Annotated in this window: 24 protein-coding genes, 1 riboswitch and 1 other annotated feature; of the genes, 12 read left to right on the forward strand and 12 right to left on the reverse strand. The window is 51.6% G+C overall.

All coding sequences use genetic code 11. The features are described from left to right. Positions 1 to 2: 2 nt before the first annotated feature. The 3 genes from recN to ACQGQ5_RS14440 all read left to right on the forward strand — a co-directional run bounded on the left by recN (position 3) and on the right by ACQGQ5_RS14440 (position 6,004). Complete coding sequence (gene recN, locus ACQGQ5_RS14430) at positions 3 to 1,685, forward strand: DNA repair protein RecN (protein ID WP_455737193.1); 1,683 nt, start codon at positions 3 to 5, stop codon at positions 1,683 to 1,685. 30 nt (positions 1,686 to 1,715) lie between these two features. Continuing rightward, positions 1,716 to 1,952 (forward strand) — a binding site (T-box leader). A gap of 46 nt (positions 1,953 to 1,998) precedes the next feature. Then, positions 1,999 to 3,228: a tyrosine--tRNA ligase gene (gene tyrS / locus ACQGQ5_RS14435; RefSeq protein ID WP_455737194.1), complete on the forward strand. Its 1,230-nt coding sequence runs from the start codon at positions 1,999 to 2,001 to the stop codon at positions 3,226 to 3,228. Positions 3,229 to 3,343: 115 nt separating this feature from the next. Further along, positions 3,344 to 6,004, forward strand: coding sequence for a YfhO family protein (locus ACQGQ5_RS14440; RefSeq protein WP_455737195.1), 2,661 nt, complete (start codon positions 3,344 to 3,346; stop codon positions 6,002 to 6,004). 78 nt (positions 6,005 to 6,082) lie between these two features. On the opposite strand, the gene ACQGQ5_RS14445 is transcribed toward ACQGQ5_RS14440, so the two are convergent. From ACQGQ5_RS14445 to asd, 4 genes are read right to left on the reverse strand one after another with little or no spacing between them, the layout of a single operon-like run. Further along, positions 6,083 to 6,544 carry an ACT domain-containing protein gene (locus tag ACQGQ5_RS14445; RefSeq protein WP_455737196.1) on the reverse strand — a complete coding sequence of 154 codons (462 nt, stop codon included), beginning with the start codon at positions 6,542 to 6,544 and terminating at the stop codon, positions 6,083 to 6,085. An 11-nt stretch (positions 6,545 to 6,555) separates the two neighbouring features. After that, entirely contained in the window at positions 6,556 to 7,308 is a 753-nt protein-coding gene (gene dapB, locus ACQGQ5_RS14450) for a 4-hydroxy-tetrahydrodipicolinate reductase (RefSeq protein ID WP_455737197.1), read from the reverse strand. Positions 7,309 to 7,334: 26 nt separating this feature from the next. Continuing rightward, on the reverse strand, positions 7,335 to 8,225 hold the full coding sequence (gene dapA, locus ACQGQ5_RS14455; protein WP_455737198.1) for a 4-hydroxy-tetrahydrodipicolinate synthase: 891 nt from the start codon (positions 8,223 to 8,225) through the stop codon (positions 7,335 to 7,337). Between the two features lie 29 nt (positions 8,226 to 8,254). Next, on the reverse strand, positions 8,255 to 9,334 hold the full coding sequence (asd, locus tag ACQGQ5_RS14460; protein WP_455737199.1) for an aspartate-semialdehyde dehydrogenase: 1,080 nt from the start codon (positions 9,332 to 9,334) through the stop codon (positions 8,255 to 8,257). Positions 9,335 to 9,475: 141 nt separating this feature from the next. Then, a riboswitch (Lysine riboswitch) is annotated at positions 9,476 to 9,651 on the reverse strand. A gap of 80 nt (positions 9,652 to 9,731) precedes the next feature. Between asd and queA the strand changes: the two genes are divergently transcribed. The 9 genes from queA to ACQGQ5_RS14505 all read left to right on the forward strand — a co-directional run bounded on the left by queA (position 9,732) and on the right by ACQGQ5_RS14505 (position 17,228). Continuing rightward, positions 9,732 to 10,778 carry a tRNA preQ1(34) S-adenosylmethionine ribosyltransferase-isomerase QueA gene (gene queA, locus ACQGQ5_RS14465; RefSeq protein WP_455737200.1) on the forward strand — a complete coding sequence of 349 codons (1,047 nt, stop codon included), beginning with the start codon at positions 9,732 to 9,734 and terminating at the stop codon, positions 10,776 to 10,778. A 101-nt stretch (positions 10,779 to 10,879) separates the two neighbouring features. Beyond that, on the forward strand, positions 10,880 to 12,010 hold the full coding sequence (gene tgt / locus ACQGQ5_RS14470) for a tRNA guanosine(34) transglycosylase Tgt (RefSeq protein WP_455737201.1): 1,131 nt from the start codon (positions 10,880 to 10,882) through the stop codon (positions 12,008 to 12,010). 67 nt (positions 12,011 to 12,077) lie between these two features. Beyond that, positions 12,078 to 12,401 carry a preprotein translocase subunit YajC gene (gene yajC, locus ACQGQ5_RS14475; RefSeq protein WP_455737202.1) on the forward strand — a complete coding sequence of 108 codons (324 nt, stop codon included), beginning with the start codon at positions 12,078 to 12,080 and terminating at the stop codon, positions 12,399 to 12,401. Positions 12,402 to 12,481: 80 nt separating this feature from the next. Next, on the forward strand, positions 12,482 to 12,901 hold the full coding sequence (locus ACQGQ5_RS14480; RefSeq protein WP_455737203.1) for a TIGR04086 family membrane protein: 420 nt from the start codon (positions 12,482 to 12,484) through the stop codon (positions 12,899 to 12,901). Between the two features lie 78 nt (positions 12,902 to 12,979). Further along, on the forward strand, positions 12,980 to 13,126 hold the full coding sequence (scfA, locus tag ACQGQ5_RS14485) for a six-cysteine ranthipeptide SCIFF (RefSeq protein ID WP_081928276.1): 147 nt from the start codon (positions 12,980 to 12,982) through the stop codon (positions 13,124 to 13,126). A 76-nt stretch (positions 13,127 to 13,202) separates the two neighbouring features. Then, a complete protein-coding gene (gene scfB / locus ACQGQ5_RS14490; RefSeq protein WP_455737204.1) occupies positions 13,203 to 14,561 on the forward strand; it encodes a thioether cross-link-forming SCIFF peptide maturase in 1,359 nt (452 codons plus the stop codon). Positions 14,562 to 14,786: 225 nt separating this feature from the next. Further along, a complete protein-coding gene (gene proC, locus ACQGQ5_RS14495; RefSeq protein ID WP_455737205.1) occupies positions 14,787 to 15,596 on the forward strand; it encodes a pyrroline-5-carboxylate reductase in 810 nt (269 codons plus the stop codon). A 69-nt stretch (positions 15,597 to 15,665) separates the two neighbouring features. After that, positions 15,666 to 16,313 (forward strand): stage II sporulation protein M, encoded by a 648-nt coding sequence (locus tag ACQGQ5_RS14500; protein ID WP_455737206.1) that lies wholly within the window; start codon positions 15,666 to 15,668, stop codon positions 16,311 to 16,313. Positions 16,314 to 16,334: 21 nt separating this feature from the next. Then, a complete protein-coding gene (locus ACQGQ5_RS14505; protein ID WP_455737207.1) occupies positions 16,335 to 17,228 on the forward strand; it encodes a tyrosine recombinase in 894 nt (297 codons plus the stop codon). Between the two features lie 17 nt (positions 17,229 to 17,245). On the opposite strand, the gene ACQGQ5_RS14510 is transcribed toward ACQGQ5_RS14505, so the two are convergent. The 8 genes from ACQGQ5_RS14510 to ACQGQ5_RS14545 all read right to left on the reverse strand — a co-directional run bounded on the left by ACQGQ5_RS14510 (position 17,246) and on the right by ACQGQ5_RS14545 (position 21,402). After that, positions 17,246 to 18,268: a tyrosine recombinase XerC gene (locus ACQGQ5_RS14510; RefSeq protein ID WP_455737208.1), complete on the reverse strand. Its 1,023-nt coding sequence runs from the start codon at positions 18,266 to 18,268 to the stop codon at positions 17,246 to 17,248. Between the two features lie 227 nt (positions 18,269 to 18,495). Continuing rightward, positions 18,496 to 18,993 carry a tyrosine-type recombinase/integrase gene (locus ACQGQ5_RS14515; protein ID WP_455737209.1) on the reverse strand — a complete coding sequence of 166 codons (498 nt, stop codon included), beginning with the start codon at positions 18,991 to 18,993 and terminating at the stop codon, positions 18,496 to 18,498. Between the two features lie 101 nt (positions 18,994 to 19,094). Next, on the reverse strand, positions 19,095 to 19,421 hold the full coding sequence (locus tag ACQGQ5_RS14520; RefSeq protein WP_455737210.1) for a hypothetical protein: 327 nt from the start codon (positions 19,419 to 19,421) through the stop codon (positions 19,095 to 19,097). A gap of 14 nt (positions 19,422 to 19,435) precedes the next feature. Beyond that, positions 19,436 to 19,675: a hypothetical protein gene (locus ACQGQ5_RS14525; protein ID WP_455737211.1), complete on the reverse strand. Its 240-nt coding sequence runs from the start codon at positions 19,673 to 19,675 to the stop codon at positions 19,436 to 19,438. Further along, positions 19,665 to 20,024, reverse strand: a complete 360-nt coding sequence (locus ACQGQ5_RS14530) for an RNA polymerase sigma factor (protein WP_455737212.1) — start codon at positions 20,022 to 20,024, stop codon at positions 19,665 to 19,667. The genes ACQGQ5_RS14525 and ACQGQ5_RS14530 overlap by 11 nt, the downstream gene beginning before the upstream one ends. After that, the gene (locus tag ACQGQ5_RS14535) at positions 20,005 to 20,208 is read right to left on the reverse strand and encodes a hypothetical protein (protein WP_455737213.1); all 204 of its coding nucleotides are present in this window, start codon (positions 20,206 to 20,208) and stop codon (positions 20,005 to 20,007) included. The genes ACQGQ5_RS14530 and ACQGQ5_RS14535 overlap by 20 nt, the downstream gene beginning before the upstream one ends. Next, positions 20,198 to 20,449, reverse strand: coding sequence for a hypothetical protein (locus tag ACQGQ5_RS14540; RefSeq protein ID WP_455737214.1), 252 nt, complete (start codon positions 20,447 to 20,449; stop codon positions 20,198 to 20,200). The genes ACQGQ5_RS14535 and ACQGQ5_RS14540 overlap by 11 nt, the downstream gene beginning before the upstream one ends. Continuing rightward, positions 20,446 to 21,402: a protein rep gene (locus ACQGQ5_RS14545; RefSeq protein ID WP_455737215.1), complete on the reverse strand. Its 957-nt coding sequence runs from the start codon at positions 21,400 to 21,402 to the stop codon at positions 20,446 to 20,448. Before ACQGQ5_RS14545 ends, ACQGQ5_RS14540 begins: the two co-directional genes overlap by 4 nt. Positions 21,403 to 22,065 lie beyond the last annotated feature (663 nt).

Below are 22,065 nucleotides of genomic sequence, written 5' to 3' on the forward strand. Positions count from 1 at the left end.
CAATGCTTTCTCAGCTTTACATCGAAAATATTGCTGTGATTGAAAAGACCGGGATCGATTTCCATCCCGGCCTGAACGTTCTGACCGGAGAAACCGGAGCCGGAAAATCCATTGTTATTGATTCCATCAACGCGATTTTGGGGGAAAGAACCTCACGCGAGCTTGTGCGGACCGGAGCGCGTTCCGCTTTTGTCACCGCCGTTTTTTCCGACCCGGGGGAACAGGCCGTCCATAAGCTGGCGGATTTCGGCTACGCGCCGGAAGAAGACGGTTCCGTTATGATTCAGCGCGAAATCCATACCGACGGCAAAGCCGTGTGCCGTATCAACGGCCGTCCGGCAACCGTATCCGTTTTGAAAGAGATCGGGACCCTGCTGATCAGCATTCACGGCCAGCACGAAAGCTACGACCTGCTGTCGCCCGATTTACATATCCGGTACATCGACCGCATGGGCTTGCCCGAAGCGCTGCTTTTGGAATATCGCGCCGCTTTCAGCAATATGCAGCATATCAAAAGCGCACTGGACGCTTTTGATATGGACGAGACGCAGAAAGCAAGACAGATTGATCTGCTGACCTATCAGATCAAGGAACTGGAGGCTGCCGGTCTGCGAATCGGCGAGCAGGAAGAGCTGAATAAAACCCGTACCCGCTATTTAAACAGCGAAAAGATTGCCTCGGCGATCCATACGGCGCAATCGGCCCTGAACGGGGAAGAAAGCTTTGACGGAGCTTTGTCCGCCGTCGTTTCCGCTTCGGACGCTCTGTCAGAAACGGAAAAATATCTTCCGGAAATCCACGAGCTTTCCGAAAGAATCAAAAACATCCGCTACGATCTGGAGGACTGCGGAGAAGAGCTCCGCGGTTTTTCCTCGGAGCTGGAATATGATCCCGCGGACCTTGAAAGAATAGAGGACAGGCTGGACGTCCTCTATCGCCTTGGCCTGAAGTACGGCGGATCTGTGGAAAAGATGATCGCTTTTCTTGAAAAATCGAAGTCCCAGCTGGAGGATATCCAGCTTTCGGATGAAAAGATCCTGCAGATGACAGCGGAATATCAGAAGGCAAAGGCGGAAGCGGAAAGGCTTGCCAAAAAAATTTCCTCCTGCCGCAGGGAGGCGGCACGGGCCTTTACGAAAAGGGTAAAGGAAGAGCTCCGTTTTCTGGATATGCCGAACATCGATTTTCAGGTGCAGCAGGAGGAATGCCCGCTGAATTCGCTCGGCTGCGACAAGCTTCAGTTCCTGATTTCGGTGAACGCGGGAGAACCGGCCAAACCGATCGCAAAAATTGCTTCCGGCGGCGAGCTTTCCCGCATCATGCTTTCCATTAAAACGGTGCTTGCCGGAAAAGACGATATTGACACGCTGATTTTCGACGAAGTCGACACCGGCATCAGCGGAAGCGCGGCGCAGAAGGTCGGTTTAAAGCTGCATGAGGTCGCGGGCCACCGTCAGGTGATCTGTGTAACGCATCTGGCGCAGATAGCCGCTTTGGCCGACGCGCAGTTTTTAATCAAAAAGCAGGTCCGGGAGAACAAAACCTTCACCGACGTGGCCGAGCTGGATTACGAGGGAAGAAAGCAGGAACTGGCAAGAATTATGGGCGGGGCTCAGGTCACGCCGCTGCTGCTGGAAAACGCGGCGGAAATGCTCAGGCTTGCCCAAAAGCATGGCTTGTCTTGACAATGCGGAGGGAATTGGGTATAATGCAGTATAATGACATGGATGGGAAGAAGTAAGTCAAAATACCGGCAAAGAGAACCTGCGGCTGGTGTAAGCAGGCGCGTGATTTGGCTGAAATACATCCCGGAGTCGCCGGATTGAACGGTTTCTATTAGATCTGGCCGTGAAAGCGCACGTTACAGCGCGTGGGTATTTTTGTACCCGTAAGGCCGTATCCGTGAGGCTACGGTGAACTGAGGTGGTACCGCGGTTATTTCCGCCCTCTGCAAATAAGCAGGGGGCGTTTTTATCCCCCTGAAATGGAGGATTTTTTATGGGAGTTTTCGAAGAACTCAAAGCAAGGGGCTTGATTGCCCAGATGACGGACGAGGAGAAGATCCAGGATCTTCTCAACAATCACAAAACCACATTCTATATCGGGTTTGATCCGACGGCCGACAGCCTGCACGTAGGCCATTTTGTACAGATCATGGTCATGGCGCACATGCAGAGAGCCGGCCATACGCCAATTGCGCTGTTCGGTGGCGGAACGGGTATGGTCGGCGATCCTTCCGGAAAATCCGATATGCGCAAAATGCTGACCAAAGAGGAAATCGGCCACAATATCGCCTGCTTCCAAAAGCAGATGTCCCGTCTGGTTGATTTTTCGGAAGGCAAAGCGATTATGGCCAACAACGGCGACTGGCTTCTGAATCTGAATTATATTGAGTTTTTGCGTAATGTCGGCGTGCATTTTTCCGTCAACCGCATGCTTGCCGCGGAATGCTATAAGCAGCGTTTGGAAAAGGGACTCTCTTTCTTTGAGCTGAACTATATGATTATGCAGAGCTACGACTTTCTGGAGCTGAACCACCGGTACAACTGCCAGCTGCAGCTTGGTGGGGACGACCAGTGGAGCAATATTATCGGCGGCGTCGAGCTTATTCGCCGCAAAGAGGGCAAGGAAGCCTACGGCATGACGTTTACCCTGCTGACCACCAGCGAAGGAAAAAAGATGGGCAAAACCGAAAAGGGCGCCGTTTGGCTGGACCCCGAAAAGACCACGCCGTTTGAATTCTACCAGTACTGGCGCAATATCGGCGACGCCGACGTGATCAAATGCCTGAAAATCCTTACGTTCCTTCCGCTGTCGGAAATCGACGAGCTCGCGAAGCTGGAGGGCGGGGAGCTCAACAAAGCCAAGGAAATTCTTGCGTTTGAGGTCACTAAGCTGATTCACGGCGAACAGGAAGCGTTAAAGGCGCAGGAAGGGGCGCGCGCTCTGTTCGGCAGCGGCGAGAACACGGACAACATGCCTTCCACGGATATTACCGCGGCCGATTTTTCCGACGGGGAAATCGGCGTGCTTGATCTGCTGGTCCTGACAAAGCTGGCGCCTTCCAAAGGAGAGGGGAGACGTCTGATCGATCAGGGCGGTATTTCAGTCGATAACGAGAAGATCCTTTCCAGCACGGAGAAGCTGTCCCTGAACCGTTTCGGGAAAAAATATGTGGTGATCAAAAAGGGGAAAAAGGTGTTCCATAAAGTCAATCTGGTGGATTAACGCAAAAGTTTGCTTAGCCCGCCGCCGAAATTTCGGCGGCGGGCTGTTTTGATTGATTTTCATCCGGCAATTCCTTATAATAGGTACATTGACAAATGTTGGAGGACTCATCCAGATGAAAAAAAACGGCTCTTTTCTGTTGGCGCCCGCTTCGGTGATGGTGATTATGCTTTCGGTATTTTTTGTAAGCAGGATGTTTCCTTTTGGATACAACACTCTCTCGTGGTGCGACATGAACCAACAGGTCATCCCTTTTCTGATGGACTTTAAAGATATCCTGTCCGGAAAAGCAAACATGTTTCTGAATCTGCAGAACGCCGGAGGCATGAGCTTCTGGGGCGTATTCCTGTTTTTTATCAGCAGCCCGTTCAGCTTTCTGGCTGCCTTTGTCGACAAGGCCGATTTCTATCTTTTCATGAATATTCTGGTCTTACTGAAAATGATGGCGTGCGCGTTTACGGCAAGCGTCTTTTTCCGCTTTCGATTCAAAAAGCTCGATGTTCTGCAAAACATCGCGATCTCCGTGATGTATGCTTTCTGCGGCTACGCCATGTTCTACTACCAGAACCACGTATGGCTGGACGTCATGTACCTTTTCCCGATTCTTCTGATTGGCCTGATCAAGCTGGCCGACGAAGGAAAAATTCTATGGTATGTCCTCTCTTTTTCAGCGATACTGACAGTGAATTTCTATCTAAGCTATATGGTGTCGATTTTTCTGGTGCTGGTGTCCGGGGTTTACGTCTGTTTCTTCGCGAAAAAGGGGACGCGCCGGAAAAATATTGTGCTTCTGGGAGTTTCCACCCTGATTACCGCTTTGATTACCGCCGTGGTCTGGCTCCCCTCCCTGATGCAGTATACGGCCTCCGCCAGAACCGGAGACCTGTTTACCAGTTTAAGAGTGGGCGGGCTGATTTCCAGACTGGACACGACTTTTCCCGTGATTCTGTGCTCGGGCGCGATCTTTGCCGCGCTGATTGTCTATTTATTTTTTGCGAGAAGGCTTCCACCGAATACGAGTTTTGTGTTTATCCTGTTTGTTCTGACCATGATACCGGTTTTCATAGAACCGATCAATAAAATGTGGCAGACCGGAAACTATCAGGCTTTTCCGGTCCGCTACGGATATATCACCATTTTTTTCGGCCTGATTCTGCTCGCCGCCGTGTTGTCGGAAATCAATCGGGAAAATCGCCTTACGTCAAGCAGCCCGCTGGCCGTATTTGGCGGGATGCTGGCGGTCAGCGCCGTATTCCTTGCGGAATGCCTGATTTTTTATAAGGAATATGATGTCGTCCGGATTTACACGGAAACCCTGTGGGGGAACAGCGCAAGCTTCCGGCTTCTGCTCCTGTTTTCTCTGGTCGCGGGACTCGCGTATCTCGTCCTTCTGCTGCTCTACCAGTTCAGGCTGCTGGGTAAAACCGCGTTTTCCGTCCTGCTGTGCGTCATGGTTGTACTGGAATGCGTATTTAATTCCGGCGTTTACGTGGCCTCGGCCGCCAACAACGGAAAAACCGAGGCAGCCGTCATCGATCTGAGCGGCCGGATCGGGGACGACTCCCTTTACCGCGTAAAATCCGAAGAAAAATACTTCGACGTAAACCTGATGGGCGGCCTGGGGTATCATACGCTGAGCCATTATACGTCGCTGACGGGCGAAAGCTTTCTGTACACCATGAAGAAGCTCGGTTATTCGTCCTACTGGATGGAAGTCAACTCAAACGGCGGCACCAAGCTGACCGACGCCGTTATGGGGAACCGTTATACGATTCTCCGCAGGGGAACTTCCTTCAGCAAGGAACAGGAGGTTTATCGGAATGAGAAATATGAGATCCGAAAAAAAGAGGACACTCTTCCCGTCGGGTTTGTTGTTCATTCCGATGCCATTCAGGCGTTCAGCACTCTGCCGGACACGACCCGCCTCAACATGCAGCAGTTTGTCTTTGAATCCCTCTTTCATACACAGGACAAGCTGTTTACCTATTACGAGCCGACTCTTCTGAATAATATCGCCTATACTGCCGGAGAAAGATATTCTCTTACTTTTCCGGACAACAGCGCCGAGGGGTCGGTGGTTTACCGGATTCCGGTTCAGGGAACGGAAACGCTTTATTTCGACTGCTTTGACAGGCTGTCGAACAGCCTGATCGAGCATATCAACTCAAGCTTCAATATTCTGGTAAACGGGATGACCGTACAGGACGATTATCCGAATCAAAGCAGTAACGGACTCCTGAATCTCGGCACCTTCCGCGACCAGACGGTGGAAGTGGAAATCCAGGTTTTAAAAGAAGTCGACGTGAAATCCTTTGGGATCGCCGGACTTAAGGACGATGTTTTAAAGAAAGCGGTCAGCGGTACCGCCGCCGCGCAGCTGAAGCAGTCGGGGAACCGGATTACCGGCACTGCGGACGCGGCCGACGACCAGTCCTATCTTTTCCTTCCGATTACGGACGGCAGGGGATATACCGCGACTGTAAACGGGAAAAAGACCGAGATCAACTGCGTGCTGGATTCCATGATGGCGATCAGGCTGGACAAAGGGAAAAACGAAATCTCCGTTTCTTATATTCCGCCCGGGTTTTCTTTGGGAAGCTGTTTATCCGCCGTGGGGATCGCCGCTCTGATCCTTTTCCTGATCTTTCTGAGAAAAGGGCTCTACCATAAAATCCGGTTCCTGGAACTGCCGGCGATTGTTTTCTTTACGGTTTTGTTCATCGGTGTTTTTACCGCGGTTTATATTTTTCCCGTAGTTATCTATTATTGGAGATAAAAAATCCCTTCCGCGATCAGCAGATCATACTGCCCGACGGAAGGGATTATTATTTTATAGAAAACAGAGAGCAGGCTTTCATTTCTTCAGACACTTTTCGATTTCATTCAGCGTCTGATCGAAATCCGCCCCCGTAACCAGCAGGGAGATGTCTACCTCGGAGGTTGTGATAATCCGTATGTCCGTTTCGCTCTTCGCCGCCGCCGCAAAAACCTTCGCCGCCACGCCGGGGGTGTCCTTCATTCCCTGGTCATAGACGGAAATTTTGCAGTTTCCGCTGCTGACAATGGTCTTGATATTGGAATTGTCGTGAAGATCGGATGTAAAGGTCAGAATTTTATCCAGATCGTTGTCGGAAATCGTAAAGGAAATAGAAGTGAAGGCGCCGCGCGTCGGCGCAAGCGAAATCATATCCACATTGACTCCGGACCCCGAAATCTTCTGAAAAACATCGGCGGTAAAGGTCAGCTCGGAGGGACAGTTCTGCAGCGTGATCAGGGTGATTTCATTTGAAGTGGTGATCATTGGTTCCGTACTCATCGTGCTACCTCCTATTTTAATAAATCAGACATGTTATAAAGCCCTGCGGGCATCTTTGCCAGAAAAACGGCCGCGTTGATCGCCCCGACGGCGAAAACCTCTTTCGACTGCGCGGAATGAGCGAGCGTAATCACTTCATGGTGTCCGGCGAAAATCACTTCATGTTCGCCGACAATGGTTCCCCCGCGAACGGAATGAATCCCTATTTCGTTTGCATCGCGCTTCTTCCTCTGGGAATGCCGGTCGTAAACGTAATGCGCATTTTCGTTCATGACGGATGAAATGCCGTCGGCCAGCATGAGTGCGGTGCCGCTCGGCGCGTCGACCTTCTGATTGTGGTGTTTCTCTATAATCTCTACGTCGAAGCCGCTGCCCAGCACCTTAGCCGCCTTTTTGGACAATTCGATCAGCAGGTTGATCCCCAGCGACATATTGCCCGAATAAAATACGGGGACATCTTCGGAAACACGGGTGAGCGCTTCCACCTGCGCTTTGTTATAACCGGTGGTGCACAGAACAAGCGGCGTTTTATGAACCTGCGCATACTGGAGCAAAGAAGCCAGAAGGGCGGGGTTGGAAAAATCGACGATGACGTCGGCGTCGACATTGATATCCGTCGGTTTCGCAAAAACCGGATAATCCTCCTTCGCCTCCGTATTCATATCGATCCCGCCTACGACCCTGCAGTCGTCCCGCAGCGCCGCACAGGCCGAAACCTCACGGCCCATCTTGCCGTTGCATCCGCAGATAATCATCCTTGTCATTTTACATTCCCTCCGGAAAGGTCAATTTATTTTAACACATTATACTTTTTAAGAATCATCGCGAGTTTTACTTCCGCTTCTTCACCCATCGCCGTTAACGGCAGACGGCAGCCGCCGCTGTTGAATCCGAGCATTTTCATGGCCGCCTTCACCGGGATCGGATTCACATCCATGAACAGTGCGTCCATCAGCTCAAGGTATTTCAAAAATGCCGCGCGGCTGGCAGCAAGGTTGCCGTCAAAGAAATCCGCGCAGATCTGGTGCATTTCTTTCGGCATGATGTTCGCGAATACGGAGATAATGCCCTTACCGCCCAGAGAAAGAATGGGCAGCGTCTGATTGTCTTCTCCGGAGTATATATTCAGCTCGTCGCCGCAAAGGGAAATGGTTCTCGCCAGAGCGGAAATATCCCCGTTCGCCTCTTTTGCGGCATTGATATTCGGGTGTTTGGAAAGCTCCAGATACGTTTCCGGTTTGATATTGCAGCCCGTTCTGGACGGTACGTTGTAAACGATGATCGGAAGCTTCACACGGTCCGCCACATAGTGATAATGCTTTACCAGACCGGCCTGAGAGGTTTTATTGTAATAGGGCGTAACCATCAGAAGGGCGTCCGCGCCAAGCTCCTGGGCGGTCAGGGACAGCTCTGCCGCGTAGCGGGTGTCGTTGCTGCCGGAACCAGCGATGACCGGAATCCGTTTATTTGTCTTTTTAATGATGTATTCGATGACCCTGCAATGCTCTTCGTGGTCCAATGTTGCCGATTCTCCTGTCGTACCGCAGGCGATAATGGAATCCGTTCCGTTTGCGATATGAAATTCGACGAGATCGCCCAAAACGTCATAATTCACGGAACCGTCCTCGTTCATCGGCGTAATGATCGCGACGCCGGAACCGCTGAAAATAAGCTTTTTCATGACACTTTACCTCCAAATTCGCAAATTCTTCAATCGATATAACCTTTTGCGCAAAGAAGCTCCGCCATCAGAACAGCTCCGCCTGCGGCTCCGCGCAGAGTGTTGTGGGACAGACAGACAAATTTTACATCGTACTGCGTATCCGGGCGCAAACGTCCGATGGAAACGGCCATGCCGTTCTCCAAATTACGGTCAAGCCTTGACTGCGGACGGTCGTCCTCGCGGAAATAATGCAAAAATTGCTTTGGGGCGCTGGGAAGCTGAAGCTCCTGAGGGATTCCCTTAAAGTTTTCCCATCTTGCGATAATTTCTTCCATCTCAACTTTTTTTTCATAGGAGAGAAAAACCGCGGCGGTATGCCCGTCGGAAACGGGAACGCGAAGACACTGGGAGGTAATGGATGGGGAAGCGGCGTTGACGATTGCACCGTTTTCGACATGCCCCCAGATTTTCAGCGGTTCATTTTCAGATTTTCCTTCTTCTCCGCCGATAAAGGGAATGACGTTATCAAGGCTTTCCGGCCACGTCTGAAAGGTTTTTCCCGCGCCGGAAATGGCCTGATAGGTGCAGGCGAGCACTTTCGTTACGTTCAGGTCCATCAGAGGGTGGATGGCCGGAACGTAGCTCTGCAGGGAGCAGTTCGATTTCACAGCGATAAATCCGCGTTTTGTGCCGAGACGTTTGCGCTGCGCGTCAATGACTTCGGCATGGTCCGCGTTGATTTCCGGAATGATCATCGGTACGTCGGCCACCGGGCGGTTTGCGCTGTTGTTGGACATCACCGGGCACTCCGCTTTGGCATAGGCTTCTTCCAGCGCTTTGATTTCCTCTTTTTTCATATTGACCGCGCAGAACACGAAGTCAACAACGGAAGTGATCTTTTCAATGTCCTGCTCCGCGTTGAACACGATCATATTTTCCATTGATTTCGGCATCGGCGTTGTCATCAGCCAGTGGTCCCCAACAGCCTCTTTATATGTTTTTCCGGCGGAACGCGCGCTCGCCGCGAGCGCGGTAACCGTAAACCACGGGTGGTTCTCGATCAGCGTAGCAAATCTTTGACCAACCATGCCGGTTGCGCCGATAATCCCTACATGATATTTTTTCATTGGTAGCCCTCCTGTAATATATATGTTTAAAGAATGAGAAAATATATACATAAGAAAAAAACCGGTTGAAAACCGGTCATCAGGCAAATATAATAGATACTGTTCGACATTGATAGGGTCCGGCGTCTGCCAGACCAAATGTTAGCCGATAGCGCTCCATCATATCAACATGATGACAGTTGTTCTGCTGTTCACAAAAACAACCAGGCGGTTTCCTGCCCTGAAACCCCCTTCGGCGAGTTTACCTTTCACGGACGATCAACGGCTTTGGCAGCCTGAGATCCGTTACTTTTTAAAATCGCGCCTCTATCTTTGAATTATAATAACATGGGTTGCTATTACTTGTCAATTTATTTATAATAAAGAATCGGTAGTATATTATGTGGGAGATATGGAAATGACATTGGATTTAAAAAATTTGCAGACAAAAGATTTTTTCTATGATTTACCGAGAGAACTGATTGCGCAGACCCCGCTGGAACCGCGCGATTCCTCCAGACTTTTGACACTGAACAAGGAAACCGGCGAGATTGCCCATAAACACTTTTTCAATATCATTGACTGCTTAAATCCCGGCGACTGTCTTGTCCTGAACGATTCGCGCGTTCTGCCGGCCCGGCTTTACGGGATCAAGGAAGGGACGGGGGCCCGCGTGGAGTTCCTGCTTTTGAACCACCGGGAAGGGGATGTATGGGAAGTTCTCTGCGGCCCCGGCAAGCGGGCGAAGCCCGGTTCCCGTTTCGTTTTCGGCGACGGCCTTCTTAGGGCGGAAGTGCTGGAAATCATCGACGAAGGCAACCGTCTGGCGCGTTTTACCTATGAAGGGAATTTCTATGAAATCCTGGATCAGATCGGAGAAATGCCGCTGCCGCATTACATCACGGAGCATCTGAACGACAATGAGCGCTATCAGACCGTGTATTCCAAGGAAGTCGGTTCCGCGGCCGCGCCGACCGCCGGGCTGCATTTCACGCCGGAGCTTCTGGAAAAGGTAAAGGCCAAGGGCGTAAAAGTGGTGTTTGTCACGCTGCACGTTGGGCTGGGCACGTTCCGCCCGGTCACGGCGGAAAAGGTACTGGACCACAAAATGCATTCGGAACATTACTATCTCCCGAAGGAAACGGCGGATGCCATCAATGAAACAAAACGGAACGGCGGCCGCGTCATTGCGGTGGGAACGACAAGCTGCCGCACGCTGGAGTCCGTCGGGACCGCGGAGGGCTGTATCAGGGAAAGCGCCGGATGGACGGATATTTTTATTTATCCCGGCTACCGGTTCAAAGTGCTGGACGGCCTGATCACCAATTTCCACCTGCCGGAGAGCACGCTCATCATGCTGGTTTCCGCCCTTGCGGGTTACGAGCATATTATGAACGCGTACCGGATCGCCGTTCAGGAAAAATACCGTTTTTTCAGCTTCGGCGACGCGATGCTGATCATTTAACAGGCTTGAAACAAGGCATCGCGACGCCGGTCTTGCCTGCCATGCATATGGCCGGCGCGATGTTCATTTACTGATACGAAAGGATAAATAAGGATTAAAACATGTATAAGCTAATCAGCAATACGGGAGCGGCAAGGCGCGGCGAATTCACTACGCCGCACGGGACGGTTCAGACTCCGGCTTTTATGAACGTGGCTACCTGCGGCGCGATTAAAGGCGGTGTGTCCGCGCTGGATCTGAAAGAACTGAAATGCCAGGTGCAGCTTTGCAATACCTATCATCTTCATCTGAGACCGGGCGACGAAAACGTGAAAAAGCTGGGTGGCCTGCACCGGTTTACCCGGTGGGACGGGCCGATCCTGACCGACAGCGGCGGATTTCAAGTGTTTTCGCTGGCAAAGCTCAGGAATATTACCGAGGAAGGCGTGACCTTCGCTTCCCATATCGACGGCCATAAAATCTTTATGGGACCGGAAGAAAGCATGAGAATTCAGTCCAATCTGGCCTCTACCATTGCAATGGCCTTTGACGAATGCGTGGAGAATCCTTCGGAATACGATTACGCGCGCGGCTCCTGTCAGCGCACGGTTCGCTGGCTGTATCGGTGCAAGGCGGAAATGGACAGGCTGAACACGCTGCCTGACACGATCAATCCCCGCCAGATGCTGTGGGGAATCAATCAGGGCAGCACCTACGAGGACCTGCGTATCGAGAATATGAAACAGATCCGGGAACTCGACCTCGACGGGTACGCCATCGGCGGGCTGGCGGTGGGGGAGACCGCGGAAGAGATGTACCGCATCATCGAGGCGGTGGAACCCGAAATGCCGAAGGACAAGCCCCGTTATCTGATGGGGGTGGGCACCCCGGCCAATATTCTGGAATCGGTCAGGCGCGGCGTGGATATTTTCGACTGCGTTATGCCGTCCAGAAACGCCCGTCACGGGCACACCTTTACCTGGGACGGCTGCCGGAATATGATGAACGCGAAATACACGCTCGACGGGAAACCGCTCGACGAACACTGCGGCTGCCCCGTTTGCCGCAATTTTACGCGTGCATATATTCACCATCTTTTTAAAAGCGGAGAGATGCTCGCCCTGCGGCTTTGCGTCATGCACAACATCTATTTTTACAATTCCCTTCTGGAACAGATCCGTCTTTCTCTTGATGAGGGCCGTTTTGAAGAATTCTATAGCGATCATATCTCGAAATTGAGCATGAGGATATAAGAAATCCTTGCAAGACAACGAAGAAGTTGCTATAATCATTATATTAAATGGGAGGTGCAGCTCTATAATGAATTTCAACACTTTGACAGGAACCACTGCGGCCGGAGGAAGTACATGGACCATCGTTCTCCTTTACGTGGCCATTATCGGCGCTTTTTATTTCTTTGGAATCCGTCCCCAGTCCAAGAAAAAGAAAAATGAAGAAAAAATGCGCAACAATATCCAAGTCGGCGATGATATCACCACAATCGGCGGAATTGTCGGACGAGTAGTCGGCATTAAGGACGATTCCGACACCATCGTTATCGAAACCGGTACGGACCGCGTCAAAATCCGCATCAAGCGCTGGGCGATCGGAAGCATCGATACCGTTCACGCGGACGCCGAATAAGCCGAAAAAGCGGAATCATTAGTATATCTTCGGCGCCTTATGAATATCTATTGTATTAGATATTTGAGGGGGCGCTGGTAATGAAAAGCAAGAAGCATTTAAAGCATTTCAATGAAAATCCGATGTTGGGAGCGCTGCGCTCCATTATCCTCGGGACTGTCGTCGGGGCCGTGCTTTGTGCTGCCCTGTTGGGTGCTTTTGCCTTGGCCTTTGTGTCGGCGGGACATATTCCGCAGAATCTGATTTCCCCTATGATGCTCGGATTGTCCGTGCTCGCGTCCTTTGTGGCGGGGTTTGTCACAGCGAAAATTTCCCGTAAACGCGGTTTGGCCTACGGCGCTTTGTCCGGTTTGCTGCTGTTTATATTGTTTCTTGTTTCCGGTATGATTGCGTCCCATGAGCCTGTTTCCCTTACGGCCGGAATCAGGATGCTGGTCATGGTGCTTTCCGGCGCGATCGGCGGGCTGCTTGCGGTCAGCAAGAAGTCAAAAGTAAAATAATGCTTTTCTTCTTTCCGTCAGTGTGGTATAATCAGGAAGCGAAAATAATCAGTAATATTGAAATGGAGGTTTCAAAACATGAAACAGATTAAGACTTTAAATAAAGCCAATTTGAAAGAGAGCGCGGTCAAAGGCGGATGCGGCGAGTGCCAGGCGTCCTGTCAGTCGGCCTGCAAAACTTCCTGCACTGTCGCAAATCAGAAGTGCGAAAACGCCGGCAGATAAATCAATCGATTTGAATTTCATTCAAACCTTAAGGGACAGCAATGTCCCTTAAATTTTGTGTAAACGGAGAAAATACATGATTCACAAGTATTCTTTAAATGGTTTTCATATCGTACTGGACACCAACAGCGGGGCAGTCCATCTTTTTGACGACGCGCCGTTTGATATGCTGGACTATTTAAATGACAGCGTGCCGGAGAATCCTCCGCAGGAAATGCTGAACGGCCTGAGCGGAAAATATGACGGCGAAACCGTTCGTGAAGCCTATGAGGAGCTGAAAGAGCTGTACCGGATCGGTCAGCTTTTTTCAACGGACGAATATGGAAAGTTCGCTGAAATGATGAAGGACGCCCCGATAAAATCCATGTGCCTGAATATTGCCCACGACTGTAATTTAAGGTGCGAATACTGCTTTGCCGCCAAGGGAGACTTTGGCCGCGGCAGAATGCTGATGCCCTTTGCGGTAGGGAAGAGAGCGATCGATTTCCTGATCGAGAGATCAGAGGGAAGGCATAACCTTGAAGTCGATTTCTTCGGCGGCGAACCGCTGATGAATTTCGAGGTCGTCAAGCAAATCGTCAATTATGCCCGCAGTATCGAAAAAGAACATAATAAAAACTTCCGGTTCACCATTACGACAAACGGTATCTTGCTGACGGACGATAAGATCGATTTTATCAATCGGGAAATGTCAAACTGCGTGCTGTCCCTTGACGGAAGAAAAAGCGTCAACGATCTTTTGCGCGTCAGGGCCGACGGTACGGGCAGCTATGATACAATTGTTCCGAAGTTCCAGAAGCTGGTCGCGTCGCGCGGCGACAAGGATTATTACGCCAGAGGAACTTTTACCAAACACAATCTTGATTTTACCAACGACGTGTTACATATGGCCGAGCTTGGCTTTGAGCAGATTTCCGTTGAGCCGGTGGTCTCGGACGTGAAGCTGGATTATTCGATCAGGGAAGAGGACCTGCCCCGCGTATTTGAAGAGTATGAGCGTCTGGCAAATACGATCATTGACCGCAAAAAGGCGGGGAAGGGGTTCAATTTCTTCCATTTTATGCTGGACCTCGACCAGGGCCCATGCGCCATCAAGCGCCTTCGCGGCTGCGGCTGCGGCAACGAATACATCGCCGTAACGCCCGAGGGAGATATTTTCCCCTGTCATCAGTTCGTAGGGGACGAGAGCTTTAAAATGGGGAATGTCATGGACGGAACCCTGAATACCGATATGAAGCATTCCTTCGCGTTGGCAAACATCTATTCAAAACCGGAATGCAGAAACTGCTGGGCCAAATTTTACTGCAGCGGGGGCTGCAACGCGAACAGCCAGCAGTATGAAGGAGATATCCATAAAGCCCATAAAATTTCCTGTGATCTTGAAAAAAAGCGTCTGGAATGCGCCATTATGATCAAAGCGGCCATGGCCGAATAACAAAAGAAAACGGATAAGCGGCGCACGCTTGCTTGAAAAATGTAAGCGTGCGTATTTTTATTCATTAGGTTTACATAACACTTATTACATAATTTCTTTTAGTTTACATAATCAAGTTTACATAAATTATTTAAGAATGCATAAAAATAGTTTTCCTGTATATTTTTGTATTGCTAACTGGTAAAAAATGTATTATAGTATATAGTTACAAGGCAGGTGTTCTCTTTGAGTGATAAAATACTGGGGTTTATCGGCGCCGGCAATATGGCAGGCGCTATTATTAATGGGATTGTCGGGACAAAAACCTTTCCGGCACAGCAGGTTTTTGTTTATGATATCAACCGGGAGAAGCGGGAAACGCTGCGGCAAAAGGCGGGAGTACGGACCGTTGACTCTATTGAACAGCTAATTGAAAAATGCGATATCGTTTTTCTGGCGGTCAAACCGCAGAATTTTGCTGAAGTATTGGCTTCGGTAAAACCGGTTGTAAATGAAAAAATTCTGTTTGTTTCTATTGCGGCGGGTATTTCCACCCACTATATCAACAGTGCTCTCGGCCGCCGGTGCCCGGTGATCAGGACCATGCCCAACACGCCCCTTCTGATCGGCAAAGGCGCAACCGCATTAAGCAGGACGGAAAATGTAACGGACGAAGATTTTCAGCTGGTTCTGTCATTATTCGCCGCCTGCGGCACGGTAACGGTTTTGGACGAAAGCCAGATGAACGCCGTCATTTCCGTAAACAGCAGCAGCCCGGCGTATATTTATCTGTTCGCCAAAGCGATGCTGGACAGCGCCGTCCGACAGGGGATTGCCGCCGACACGGCTTTGCAGCTGATCTGCCAGACGCTGGAGGGCAGCGCGGGGATGCTGCGCCAGCCGGAGCTGACCCCGGAAGCGCTGATTAAAATGGTCTCTTCACCCGGCGGAACCACCTTAAAAGCGCTGGACGTTTTTTATGAGCGTCATTTTGAGCAAATCGTGGACGAGGCGATGAGGGCCTGTACAAAAAGAGCGGAAGAGCTGGGCAAATAATCATATAACACAAATCATTCTCATACATTTATGAATGGTTCCTTATATCTGTTAAGGGGATGTTTGAGTATGATTGTTGTAAAACACAGCTTTCGGCACAGGCCTGTTATCAACAGCAGAATTCTTTTAAAAGCACTGCGTGAAAATTATGTTCTGGTGCTGTTCTCGCTTTCTTTGATCATCGGTATGATTTTTGGAGCGGTTTTCGCCAGAAATGCGGATTTCAACGCGTTGAATAAACTGGATTTTCTATTTTACAGCAATTATAAAGCCAGGGCTGTACAGCCGATTATCTCCATTTTTTCCGCTTCCTTTGCTTCCTCCTTTCTTTTTATACTGGCCTGTTTTCTTTGCGGGCTTTCCGTGTGGGGGATGTTCATCATCCCTGCGGTTCTGTTTTTCCGGGGGTTCGGTCTGGGGCTGACATCCGGATATCTGTATGCGGCTTATGGCTTTATGGGCGTATTGTTTAATCTGGTGGTTATTTTGCCCGGGGCATTTGTGTGCTGCCTTGCAATTCTGCTTGCGGCAAGGGAGGGGACACGATTTTCCCGAATGATTGCGTCTTGCAGTGTTGTGTCTCAAAGAGGGACAATCAGCCCGCCGAAAATGAAACCGTATTTATTGAACTTCGGCGTGATTCTGATGGTTGCTTTTCTGGCGGCGGTGATTGACGTTATATTTTCAGGATGTTTTGCGGGTATGTTTTCTTTTTAAAAATAGAGGGGATAGGACAAAATGAAGGACTATTGTTCGGATTTCAGCAATTATCTGGTCAATAAAAAGGCTGTGTCTGCAAACACACTGGATTCGTATCTTCGCGACGTCGGGCATTTCTTATCATTCCTGGAGGAGAACGGGCCGGATGACCCAACTCAGGCGGATCCCGACTTTATCAATACATATGTTGCAAATCTGACGGAATCGAAAAAGTCAAACGCTACCATTACCAGAAATATCGCTTCCATCCGCTGTTTTTATCAGTATCTGATTCTTACCGGCCAGACGGACAGCAATCCAGCAAAGGCCGTTAAGCTGGAGAAGACGGTAAAAAAACTCCCTCAGATCCTGTCCGGCAAGGAAATTGAGCTTTTGCTGTCCCAGCCGGATACTCAGGAATCGAAGGGCTGCCGCGACAAAGCCATGCTGGAGCTTCTGTACGCAACCGGAATCAGGGCTTCGGAGCTGGTCGATTTGAATATTCAGGATATCAATATTCACACGGGGATGCTGAGCTGCAAAAATGACAAAAGCGAACGTCTGATTCCGGTTTATCCTACGGCGGTAAACGCCATATCGGAATATATTATCAGAGTCAGAAGCCTGATCATCACGCCGGATGGGGGACAGGCACTCTTTACGAATCTGAACGGCCGCAGGCTTACCCGTCAGGGCTTCTGGAAAATTGTAAAAGGATACGCGGAAAAGGCGGGAATCGTCAAGGAAATTACTCCCCATACGCTCCGCCACTCCTTTGCACTGCATCTGCTGGAAAACGGCGCGGAGCTGAAGGATATACAGATGATGCTTGGCCACGCGGATATTTCCTCCACACAGGTCTACGTACACTTATTAAACGATCATTTTAAAAAAGTGTATAACAACTGCCATCCGCGGGCAAAGCTGGGTTAAATACAAAAAAGAACCGGTCATTCCGGTTCTTTTTTTACCTTCTTTAAATCGGCGGAATCGCGCCGCTTTACCCGTGACAGTGGATTCGCCTTTGCCGCGTTGGCCATCTGTTCGTCGGACAAATGAGTGTAAATTTCAGTGGTACCCAGATTTTCGTGGCCTAAAATATCCTTTAAGACCCGGATGTCGACATGTCCGTGCTGATACATCAGGGTCGCCGCCGTGTGGCGGAGCTTATGTACGGAAAGGTTGCCGAGTTCAATTTCCGAAAGGTACTTTTTGACGAGATACTGTACGGTTTTCGGACTGATGCGCTTCTTCTGCTTACTGATGAACAGCGCGTTTTTGTCGATCAGAGCATCATTGGGCCGCACCGCGACATAGCGGTCGATCGCGTCAAGACAGGCGTCGTTCAGATAAACGATCCGTTCCTTGTTGCCCTTGCCGACGATCCTGACCGTCGACGTGCCGTGGCGGACATCGCTCAGATTCAGGCCGACCAGTTCGGACAACCGCATGCCGCAGTTTAAAAACAATGTCAGAATACAGTAGTCCCGTTCTTTGGCAGGACCGTCCACTTTGGACAAAAGCTCCAGACTTTGCTCCAAAGTCAGATATTTCGGCAAAGCTTTTCTTTGCTTGGGCGTTTCCAGCTCCTGAACCGGGTTTACAGCCAGTTTTCCGGTCTTATTCGTCAGATATTTAAAAAAAGTCCGTAAACTGGAAACCTTTCTGGACCGGGTCGAAGCTTTGTTCTGGCGTTCTGTGGACAGATAATTCATGTACTCAAAAACATGCGTCAGAGTAATGGTTTTAATGAGATCGAGATCAATGTCGGAAATACTGATTTTCTCGAAATCGGTTTCCGGCGGCACAAGGCCCCGGGATTTTTTAATATACCTGAAGAACGTACGTAAGTCAAGATAGTATTCATCAACGGTTTTTGGAGATTTTCCTTTAATCGTCCCGACGTATCCCAGAAATTCTTTGATGATCGGCGGCGCTTCAGACATCCATTCGGATTTTATTTCTGATTGCATAAACGAATCCAAATCCTTTCGTTGGTTTTTCTCTCCCCTTAATTATACAAAATATTCATTTTGTCTAATTGCTTAACATTCAAAAAAAATAGGCCATCTTCCAGCCCTCGCAATTTACGCTCCGCAGACAAAATGAAAATTTTGCTGAATCGCGCTTACCCATCCTCCTTTCATCGAGAATCGGAAGCGCTAAGCAAACAATAAATCAAATCCGGAAAAAAGTCAAGCTATTTTTTTCTTTTTTCCCGGCGCTGCGTCAGCTCGTCCGCCATGGCGTACAGCATGGTCACCGCTTCATCGCTGTGGTTTAAAAGCTCCTTGACCCGCTGCAAGCTGCCCGTCCGCCGGTATTCTCCCACGGCGTAGATTTTGCGCGCACTGTGCGGGCTGATGTGTGTTCCCCTGATTCTGAACAGCTTTGCCGCCCGCGTCAAATCCTTATAAACCGCCTGTCTTGTGCGCGGCTTCCGATAGTTTTCCCGTCCCTCAAAGACGAAAATCTTACCGGATTGCGCAATAAGCCTGTCCAGCAGCTCATGCGGCAGCGTAACTCGTCTCGTCTTGCCCGTTTTGAGCTCGCGCACAGTAAAGCGCTCACAGAGCCGCGCAGACCGCAAATTCAACACGTCCCCTATGCGCAAACCGGTACATGCGCTCACCTCACAGGCCAGCCGGTTTGCGGGCATAAGCGCCGCCAGTACATGCTCAAATTCGTTAATTTCCATGAATCCAGACCGCATATTTTTTCCCACTCTCCTTTCCTTAAAATGTCAACCGGGAATTATCCCGCCGCTCCGCTGCCCGGTGTTCGCGGTCGCGGTTTCTGTTATTCGTGACGGGAAAGATATTCCTGTTCTTCTTTTTCCTGCGAGAGTCCGGCGGCTGCGCTCTGTAAGGCTGAATAAAAGGACGGCACGCCATCCCCGACACGCAGCCCGCGCAGCGTGAGCATTGCCTTGAAGCGGTCGTAAAATTCCACTTCAAAGCCGCCGGTGCTGGTGCAGCGGATAGTATGGATATTCCGCAGCTCCAGCTTGTCAAAGACGGCGGGGTCGGGTTTTTCCTTCTGCATTTCCGTCAGCAGCTTTACCGTGTCGGTGACTTTGCCAAAGGCGAGCAGCTCCAGCATTTTTTCCTCGTTCGATTTTGCCATGATACAGGCCCCTTTCAGTCAAGATTTTTCCAGATTCCGAAATAGCCGGGATGTTTCCCGCTCTCCGCCATCAGCGCGTGCAGCGCTCCGAAGATGGTGCAGCCGCAGCCCTCCACGGTGTGGCCGTCCTCAAAGACAACCGAAAGCAGCGCGCATTTCCCGTAAACGGAAACCTTGCAGTCGTACCGCATGGATACGGCGGCGACGGGCTTTGCGGCGGCGGAAACAATGTAAAACACCAGCTCACTGGACATTCCCGCCGCCCCCTCTCAGGCGCGGAAAGGAAAGCCGCATAACTTTGGCAATACGCGCCCGCGCTTTTTTCAAGTGCTTGCAGACGGTGGGCGGAAGAATTCCGAGCTCCGCCGCAATGTCGCAGACCTTCATTCCCTTCAGGTACCGCATTTCCAGACAGGCGCGCTGCCGCCCGGTCAACTCCTCCCGGATGATGGCTTTCAGCGTCGCAATCATCCTCTCCCGGTCGCCGTCCGGCTCCCCGTCCCCGGCGTATTGCAGGGCGGCGAATTCATACGCGTCGCTGCTGCGGTGCGGAACGCCCTTGAAGGCGCTCCCATCAAACCAGTCAAGATGCAGCATTTTCATACATTTTCCCCCTTTCCACCAGCTCGCAGCCCACAACGCGCAGCTCAAGGTACATGGCGGTCAGCATTCCAAGGCGGCGGCTTTCCGCCCCCGGCGCGGGCGGCGGGTTGCGCAGCAGCCGGGCGCGTTCCTCGACCGCGCGGGATTCGGCAAGATATTGCTTTCCCAGCGTTTCAAAGTCCACAGCTGACCCTCCATTCGGCAAAGCAGGATTGCACCCCGAGCGCCATGGCGCACAGCCGGTCAAAGCTCATCAGCTCGGTTTCGCCCTTCACGTCGTGCAGAAACCACAGCGCCGCGCCGTAGCTCTCGAAGCGCCCCAGCCGCACGACGTAGCCGTATCGGTTCAGAAAATAAAGAACGTGCGCGCCGTCCTCCTGCCGGATGGCAAAGCGTTTTATCGCGGTTTTACTGGATTTTCTCATTTTGTAACCTCCCTGTATTTTCCTTTTATGAATGAAAACTTTCGGGTATCCCCGTCGCCGGCGCCCTGTTCATCGTCGTCGTTCAGGTCGATTTTCAGCGCCCGCGCCGCGTCGGCAAACACGCCGTAAAGCTGGAGCATCCGCCGCCCGGCGAGCGCCCGGTTCAGCACGGGCAGAATGTGCTTGTAGCCGTCGATATCCAAATCGCAATGGAACGGCTTGACCGCGTATTTTGCCACTTCCGCAACGGCGTTGTCCCGCTCGCTATCCTTCACGCGCCGCACGTGCAGGACAAACAGGTCGCCGTCCTTCATCCCAAAGGATGGCGCGGCATAGCCCGTCCACAAAACGGAAAGCTTCTGCTGTGAAAAATAGTCGGCGGGATTGTTGAAATAGCTGGGCTTCACGGCGATCAGACAATGCAAATGCGGATGATATAAATCTGTATCGGAATTATAGGTAACTTCGAGCGCGCGAACGATACCGCGAAACGAGCGCTTGCAGTGCGCGAGCGTCGCGAGCTGGTCGCGGCGGCTGTAAAGCCGGTCGGAAAACATGGCGGTGGAACGCCGGTAAAGCCAGTCGCAAAGGGTTTTGAGGTCGTCGCCGTGGCAGTTCGGAACGGTCAGAACGAGGTGCAGATACTTGTATTTCTGTGGCGTAAGCCAGCTAAGCATTTGCTGGACCTGTCCGTAAACGCGGAGCGATCGCCGCCACTGGCAGAGCGGGCACCAGCGTTCGCGGCAGAGGTTGGACTTTATGAGCCGCCCTTCCCCGTCCAGTTCAAGGTACGTGCCGCATTCCCACAGATGCCGGGCTTTTGGTTCCATTGAAGAAATTTCCTGCATAGCGGTGGCGACGAGCGCGGCATAGGTTTTGTGCGTCTCAAAGGAACCGATTAAGGAGCCGAGAGCGCCGAGGGCAGTATAATCGGATTTTGCCGGTTTTTCCAAGCGTGATGCGGGTTTCAGCGATTTTTTATTGCAATAGCTGTTTCTATAGTATCAAGATAAGAAGGGGCGCGGCCCCGGGCCGGTCACTCGCGCGGTGCGCTTCGTTCCCTTGCACTTGCGGGCCCCGCTCGGCCCCGCCGCAAAGCGTCCGGGGTGCTCGCCGGGCCCGTCGCCACGGCGGCGCGGGCGCAAGAATCGCCGCGCCCCGCCTTTGGCATTTTCGGTGTGCGGGCCATGCGTCGCGCTTCGTAGGGGCGGCCCCGGCTGCGCCGGGGGCCCATTCCGCCCCTGCTTCGCTTGCGCGGCCCGCCCGCGCGCTGCGGCGCTGCGCCGCCCCCCGTCCGGCTGGTTCGCGGCTCCGTCTCCGTGCAAGGGTTCCCGCTTCGCGGCGGCTGTGCCGCCCTTGCGCTCCGCTCCGCCGCTCTCGGGGCCGTCCGGTTCCCCCTTGCTTGCGCCCCGCTTTGCGGGGTTCCCTTGCGCACTCCCCGGCGGGGGGGCTTTCGCTCCTCCGCTGCGCTCCGTCGCTCGGTGGCGCGTCGCGCCCCCCCGCCGGGGTTACGGCCCTGTTTCAGACTTGCGCTTGTTGCCGTTTCGGTGTTGCCAGTGTAGCGGCGGGGTAAAGGCCGGTTCCCGCCGCCCCTGCGGGCCGGGTAAGGGCCGCTA

Source organism: Caproiciproducens sp., from assembly GCF_053840905.1.